At 57.8% G+C, this 6,345-nt stretch carries 6 protein-coding genes; 2 read left to right on the top strand and 4 right to left on the bottom strand.

The genetic code is table 11. The annotated features are described in order from the left end of the window. Nucleotides 1–970: 970 nt before the first annotated feature. Nucleotides 971–2,599, bottom strand: coding sequence for a GMC family oxidoreductase (locus J2Z75_RS27175; RefSeq protein WP_209856855.1), 1,629 nt, complete (start codon nucleotides 2,597–2,599; stop codon nucleotides 971–973). A 206-nt stretch (nucleotides 2,600–2,805) separates the two neighbouring features. Further along, nucleotides 2,806–3,585, bottom strand: a complete 780-nt coding sequence (locus J2Z75_RS27170) for an alpha/beta fold hydrolase (RefSeq protein ID WP_209856838.1) — start codon at nucleotides 3,583–3,585, stop codon at nucleotides 2,806–2,808. A gap of 143 nt (nucleotides 3,586–3,728) precedes the next feature. On the opposite strand from J2Z75_RS27170, the gene J2Z75_RS27165 reads away from it, so the two are divergent. After that, nucleotides 3,729–4,196 carry a MarR family winged helix-turn-helix transcriptional regulator gene (locus tag J2Z75_RS27165; protein WP_209856837.1) on the top strand — a complete coding sequence of 156 codons (468 nt, stop codon included), beginning with the start codon at nucleotides 3,729–3,731 and terminating at the stop codon, nucleotides 4,194–4,196. 20 nt (nucleotides 4,197–4,216) lie between these two features. Here J2Z75_RS27165 and J2Z75_RS27160 read toward each other — a convergent pair whose 3' ends face one another. Further along, complete coding sequence (locus J2Z75_RS27160; RefSeq protein WP_209856835.1) at nucleotides 4,217–4,996, bottom strand: SDR family oxidoreductase; 780 nt, start codon at nucleotides 4,994–4,996, stop codon at nucleotides 4,217–4,219. Then, complete coding sequence (locus tag J2Z75_RS27155; protein WP_209856833.1) at nucleotides 4,996–5,316, bottom strand: nuclear transport factor 2 family protein; 321 nt, start codon at nucleotides 5,314–5,316, stop codon at nucleotides 4,996–4,998. Before J2Z75_RS27155 ends, J2Z75_RS27160 begins: the two co-directional genes overlap by 1 nt. Before the next feature lie 109 nt (nucleotides 5,317–5,425). Between J2Z75_RS27155 and J2Z75_RS27150 the strand changes: the two genes are divergently transcribed. Further along, entirely contained in the window at nucleotides 5,426–6,322 is an 897-nt protein-coding gene (locus tag J2Z75_RS27150) for a LysR family transcriptional regulator (RefSeq protein ID WP_209856831.1), read from the top strand. The last annotated feature ends 23 nt before the right edge of the window (nucleotides 6,323–6,345 follow it).

The following is a 6,345-nucleotide window of genomic DNA, read 5'->3' as shown; positions in this document are numbered from 1 at the left end:
TCATGGTCAGGCAACACCAACAGCCTGCCTAGAACCTCAGATAATCATGCGAAACTCGCCGCGCACTCCCTCCCGCGAAGCGGGTTCGTGCATGAGGGCGCAAAGCTGCCGGGCGCTTTATGGCTGCCTCACCGCAAACTTGAGGTCCGAAAGCGGAAATTATTGCCGCTCGACCGTCCTGTTGACTGGGCCCCAAAGCCAGGGCACAAAGGTGGCATCCACGGTCGCTCGCGATGGGAAAACAGAGGGAATTTCAGGGCTTTTCCGATAAGCCATTGAAATCATGTGATAATCAAGGCTCCCTAGCCAATTCTCGCTAAAATCTCTTAATTCCTTGATTTTCCAGTCGTGCCGGATATCGTTTTGGCATCATTGGCGACCTGATGCCCAGAGGTGATGCCCACGGTTTTATAGACCGGCGTCATCGGTGGTCCAGCAGAGGCCGTCACGGCATGGCAATTCGCCACGAGGTCGAAAATCTGATCCGACGCGGAAACATCTTTTACTGGCGTGCGCGCATTCCCACATCATTCGCGCTGCCGGCCGGGCAGCCGGCTTTCACTGAGCCTTCATTGTTCCGATCATAAGAAGGCTAAGATGACCGGCCGAACGCCTTTCGGAAATCCATCCCGTATCTGGCGCATTCATGTCATCCAACGCACCGAACTCGAGGTCCTCGGGTTCCAGTGGCACTCACTCCAATCTGTGCGAATCACGACAAGACTCGACTATAGGATCTCAATCCCGAATGGGTCCCGGTAGTGTTCGATTTGCAGCAACGTAGGTTGGCGGTTCGATGACCAAAATGATGGCGTGATGCTGCAGGCAACATGCTGAGCACAACTCTGTGAGCTCTGGTCTATTGAGGGGCGAGTAGAAGGTCTTGAAACCAGCCGAACGGTTGACCCAAGAGGGCGCAAAGAGCTCGACCGCCAGTGTATGCTGACCGCCGAGCTCTTCCAAAGTATCTTCAGGCGAATGGAGCGACACCACTCAAATCAGCAAGACCATGCGTCTTCCTGATCAAATCGCCTGCGCGCTCTCCGATGACGACACACGGCGCCATCGTGTTTCCGGTGGTGATACGCGGCATGATCGAGGCATCTGCGATACGAAGACTTTCAATCCCGTAGACCTTGAGCTCGTTATTGACCACGGACATGCTGTCGCGTCCCATTTTGGCCGTGCAGGACTGGTGCCAGTACGTGACGGCCGACTTTCGGATGAAATCGATCATCCCTGCCCGGTCGCGTGTGCCCGGAGCTGCCTCGCTCGTGACCAGCGGCGTGAAGGCGTCGCTGTTTCCGAGTTCGCGGCATAGCTCAACCGCGGCCAAGGCGGCAGCCATGTCTTCCGGCTCACTAAGAGAATTCGGTTCAATCAGGATAGGGTCGTTCGTATTGGGGCCGGAGAGCCTCAGCCGGCCACGGCTTTTCGGCTGCGCAAGCCCTGAAAACATCGTCCAGCCATGCGCCGGGGTTTCCAGACCTGTCTCCGCCGGCGAAGGTACGGCGAACTCCAACTGGCATTGAAGAATGTCCGGCTGAGAGAGGCGAGAGTCGCTTTTCCAGTAGAGTTGTGCTTCGCAACCTCCCCCACCGATGCCCTCCGGCTTTCGATATGCCCACGTGCAGCCGAACGCGAGATGATCCTGATGATTTCGACCCACACCAGGGAGATGCTGCACGACAGATATCCCGTGAGCTTTCAGTTCATCCTTCGGGCCAATGCCTGACTGCATCAGCACCTTTGGCGTGTTGATCGCACCCAGCGACAACACCGTTTCGCATCGCGCAGTGAACGCACGCCGCTGACCGTTGACGAGAACCTCAACGCCTGTCGCCCGTTTGCCGTCGAAGATGATGCTCGCGACCAACGCGTCGGTGAGGACCGTAAGGTTTGGTTGTGACATGAGCGGACGAACATAGGATCCGAATACGGACTCCCGCTTGCCATCCCGGATGCGCAGTTCCGCGATCGATGCACCTCCGGCACTTTCCATCAGTTCGCCGTTCGGAGTGTCGAATACTGGAATGCCAATCGCCGATGCAGAGTTCAATAGAGCCTCCGCGATGGGCTGTGGCGAACGTGGCTGGGCGACATAGACCGGCCCTCCAGCGCCGCGGCGCACAGCATCTGGCGGGCCGCGCCAGTCTTCGATCCGCCGATAGTAACCGAGAACCGATTCATAGCCCCAGGCTTCATCGCCCGCTTCGGCCGCGAAATGATTCCAGTCTTCCTTGTGGCCTCGCGCCCAGACCATGACATTGATGCTCGAGCCGCCGCCCAGACCCTTGCCCATGCTGAGAGGAAGCCGCGTACCGCAGAGCTCAGGCGCCGGCTCTCCAACGAAACCCCAGTCACGGCTCGTGCCGAGATTGAGTGGCCATTGCGCCGGGTCTCTAACAGACTCGGCTACGTCATCGCCGCCTGCCTCAAGAAGCAAGACGCGGGCGCTTCCGCATTGTGCCAGTCGAGCGGCAATGACTGAACCACTGGAGCCGGCTCCACATACGATAAAGTCAAAATCGTCTGAAACCTCATGACGTGTCGGTGCCGGATTTTCATGTCGGTATAGGTCATGCGTATTCTGATCCACGGGGTTACCTTTGTGAATTGATGAGCTTGAATTGTGAGAAATGGCGGTGAACGCTAGCGGCTCAAAGGCGCAATCGATCTCAATTGGAGATCGACGGTTTTCCATACGGGCTGCAGTTTCGAGCGTAGTGGGAGGTGATGACGTTCCAGCATGCAATCATCGGAACAGGGATGCCTGTCCCGATGATAAAGCTCGAATGATCATCCTTACTGCGCCGAAACAGTTTTCGCGGCCTCGTCGATAGTGTCCGCGACCACCGTCGGCTGCGTCATGAACAGCGCGTGGCTTGCTGAAACCTTGGTAATCTTGGCTTTAATCCGCTCTGCCATATGGCTCAGCATGGCTTGGTCGAATGCCTTGTCTTCAGTGGCGATGACAGCCCAGCTTGGCTTGGTTCGCCAAGCAGCGTTTTCCAGCTTCGTGCCGAACGCCGACATGTTGATGGGGACCTGCGCGTCCCGCATGAAGGCGACGTCGGCGTCGCTAACGTCATGCGCAAATCCCGCCTTGAATTTTTCGGGGCTGACATAACCAAAACCATCTTTCGTGGTCTCGATGACGAATTCCGTTGCAGGGGCAAAACCTTCATATTGCTGGGCCGTCGTCTCGCCTGCGTCCGGTGACAGCGCGGAGACGTAGACCAGCCCCGCGACCTTCGCATCGATGCCGGCTTCCGTAATGACTGTACCACCCCATGAATGGCCTACCAGAATGGCGGGACCATCCTGTCGTTCGATTGCGCGCCTGGTGGCGGCAACATCGTCTTCGAGGGAGGTCAACGGATTCTGGACGACGGTGACGCGATATCCGCGCTTCGTGAGATTGTCGTAGACGCCCCTCCAGCCTGAGCCATCGGCGAAGGCACCGTGAACGAGTACAACGTTTTTCACGGTCTGGTTTTCAGGGATTATGTCCGCTGCGTTTGCAGGCACTGCGGCGGATATTGCGGCTACGGCGACGGCGGCGAATATGGTCCTGGTGGTCATGGCTTTCTCCTCTTTGTATATGCGATAACTATTATCGCGATAACTGTAAGCTGTCAGATTTCACTTTTCATGTCAACATCATTTATCGCGATATTGTTTTTTGCGGTATCATTTGCTATTTCTGAGCCGACAGGAGTTTGCAAATGACCGAACGGCATAATGATCCACCAGCGCTTCATGATCAGCTTTGCTACGCAATCTACACCGCGGGAATCGCTATCCAGCGTGCCTACAAGCGGGTACTCGACGAGTTGGGTTTGACCTATCCGCAGTACCTCGTGCTCAACGTCCTCTGGCGCGAGGACGAGCAGACGGTTGGTGCCATCGCCCATACCCTGGCTCTGGAATCCAGCACGCTTACGCCGCTTCTGAAGCGGCTGGAAGCATCGGGTTTGCTGCGACGGACACGAAATCTGAGCAATGAGCGGCAGGTTGTCGTTGCATTGACGGACGAGGGACGCACGTTGCAGCACAGGGCCGGCTGCCTCAGCGACACATTGCTCGCAACCTCAACACAGACGCCCCAGGAATTGGCATCCTTGAATCGCGATGTCCGGCATCTCCGCGACGCCATCTATTCACAGATCGGCGGGTGGGACGCACCCGCCTGATCCGTGAAGGCGTCTCGACCCTAAGCTGTTGGCACAGTTCCTCCGTCGATCATGTATTCGGTACCGGTGATCGATGCCGCACGATCGGAGGCGAGGAAGGCAATCAGGTTTGCAACTTCCGCGGGCTTGGCCGGGCGCCCGAGAGGTATGCCGCCCAAACTGTCCATGATGATCTTCTTGCCCCCCTCAAGGTCCGTGCCCGCCGTGTCCGCCAAGCGCTGGGCCAAGTGGACCGACGCTTCCGTTTCGATCCAACCCGGAGACACTCGCACGACACGGACGCCCTTGGGCGACACCTCCTTGGACATGGCCTTGCTATACGTCGATAGTGCTGCCTTGGCTGCGGCATAAGCGGTCGTCGCTTCCGGGAGAGGCAGCACTCTTTGGATGGACGTGACATGCACAACCACACCGGTTCCGCGTGCGACCATGTCTGGAACCAGTTCGCGATCGAGTCGAACAGCGGGAAAAAGATTGAGTGACATTTCCTTGTGCCACTCGGCATCCGTTAGCGCCCCAAAGCCACCGCCGGCTGCTGACGAGCCACCCAGCATATGAACGATGATATCGATCTTGCCGAGACGCTGACGCGCAACGTCCGCGACGGCCGCGCACCCCTCTTCAGTCGTCAGATCGGCCTCGACAAACAATTCTTCCGGCAGGTTCTCAGGACGCGCCCGCGCGGTCGTCAACACCTGCGCACCGAGTTCCCGAAACAGGCTGACGGTCGCAGCCCCGGCGCCCCTGGTTCCCGCAGTGATGAGGGCTCGTTTGCCTCTCAGGTTGAGAAAGTCTGTCATCACCGAATCTCCAGCCTAGCGATCTTGCCGTTCTTGATGGTGAAGGCATATGAGAGCGTCACCGGGCTGCCGGGAAACTGGCCGCTAATTTTGGCTCGGACGAGCACTTTGTTGCCGTCAATGGTGGATTCCCAGGGTTCAGAAACGTACTGAGTCGCCTTCTTCGCTGCCACCCACCATTCACGGATTGCGACGACGCCTTGATGGCGCGATCCCTCATCTTCGACAACTGCTTCGATCGCAAAGGTGTCCGAAAGCGCATCCGCGTTGCTGCCGCTGTCAGCGGCAAAGTACATGTTTACAATATCGGGCATATCCATGCTGTCTCTCCTAGTGATCTGACCTAGTGATCTGACACGATAGTTAGCCCTCGACCATTGCATAGATAAGTGGGATAAACCGGCATGCGGTAATGAACAGATCGGGACAATGGAACAGACCAGCCTGAAGGAACTTGAAGCGGTTATTGCGATTGCCCGGCGTGGCACATTCCGCGCAGCGGCCATCGATCTCGACATGTCCACGACCGCGCTGAGCCACACAATAGGCCGGCTCGAGGCGGAGCTGGGAGTACGATTGTTCAACCGCACCACACGCAGCGTGTCGCTGACGGACGCCGGCAGGCTCTTTGTGCAGCAGGTGGCGCCGTCGCTCCAGGATCTCTATGCCGCCTTGGATTCGGTGCGTGCGCAACGTGAGACACCTTCCGGAACTATACGGATCAACGCAGCGCCGTTCGCGGCGCGCGCCATCATCTCACCGCTCGTGCTTGAGTTCCTGCGCCGCTATCCCGACATGAATGTCGATATTGTAACGGAAGGAAAGATGGTCGATATCGTCAAGGACGGGTTTGATCTGGGGGTCAGGGTTGCGGGCCTCGTTCCCAGCGACATGATCGCCGTTTCACTCGGCCAGCCGCAGCGACATGCTGTGGTTGGGTCTCCTGAATACTTTGCGAAGTATGGCAAACCAGTGATTCCTCCCGACCTTCTCAGCCATCGTTGCATCCGCGTTCGCCTGCCCGACGGTTCCCTGTTTCGGTGGCGTTTCGAAAAGGACGGGGAGCAGGTGCAAATCGATGCACGCGGCCCGATATCGCTGGACGAGGCTAGCCTCACAAGAACCGCTGTCCTGGAAAGCGCCGGTATAGGTTACCTCTTCGAGCAAGACATTCTCCCGGACATCGAGGCTGGGAACGTTGTCCGTGTCCTGGAGGACTGGACGCCACCATATCCGGGGCTTTGCCTTTACTACCCTGGGCGCCGAAATCTGTCAGCCGGGGTCAGGGCGCTCTTGGAACTTGCACGAGAGCTCTCGCGACAGTGAGCCAATTGAACCGCCAATGGAGA

The organism is Rhizobium herbae (assembly GCF_017873135.1).
Classification (GTDB): Bacteria; Pseudomonadota; Alphaproteobacteria; order Rhizobiales; family Rhizobiaceae; genus Pararhizobium; species Pararhizobium herbae.
The sequence above is the reverse complement of the archived record's forward strand: the minus strand, read 5'-3'. Positions and strand labels throughout refer to the sequence as shown.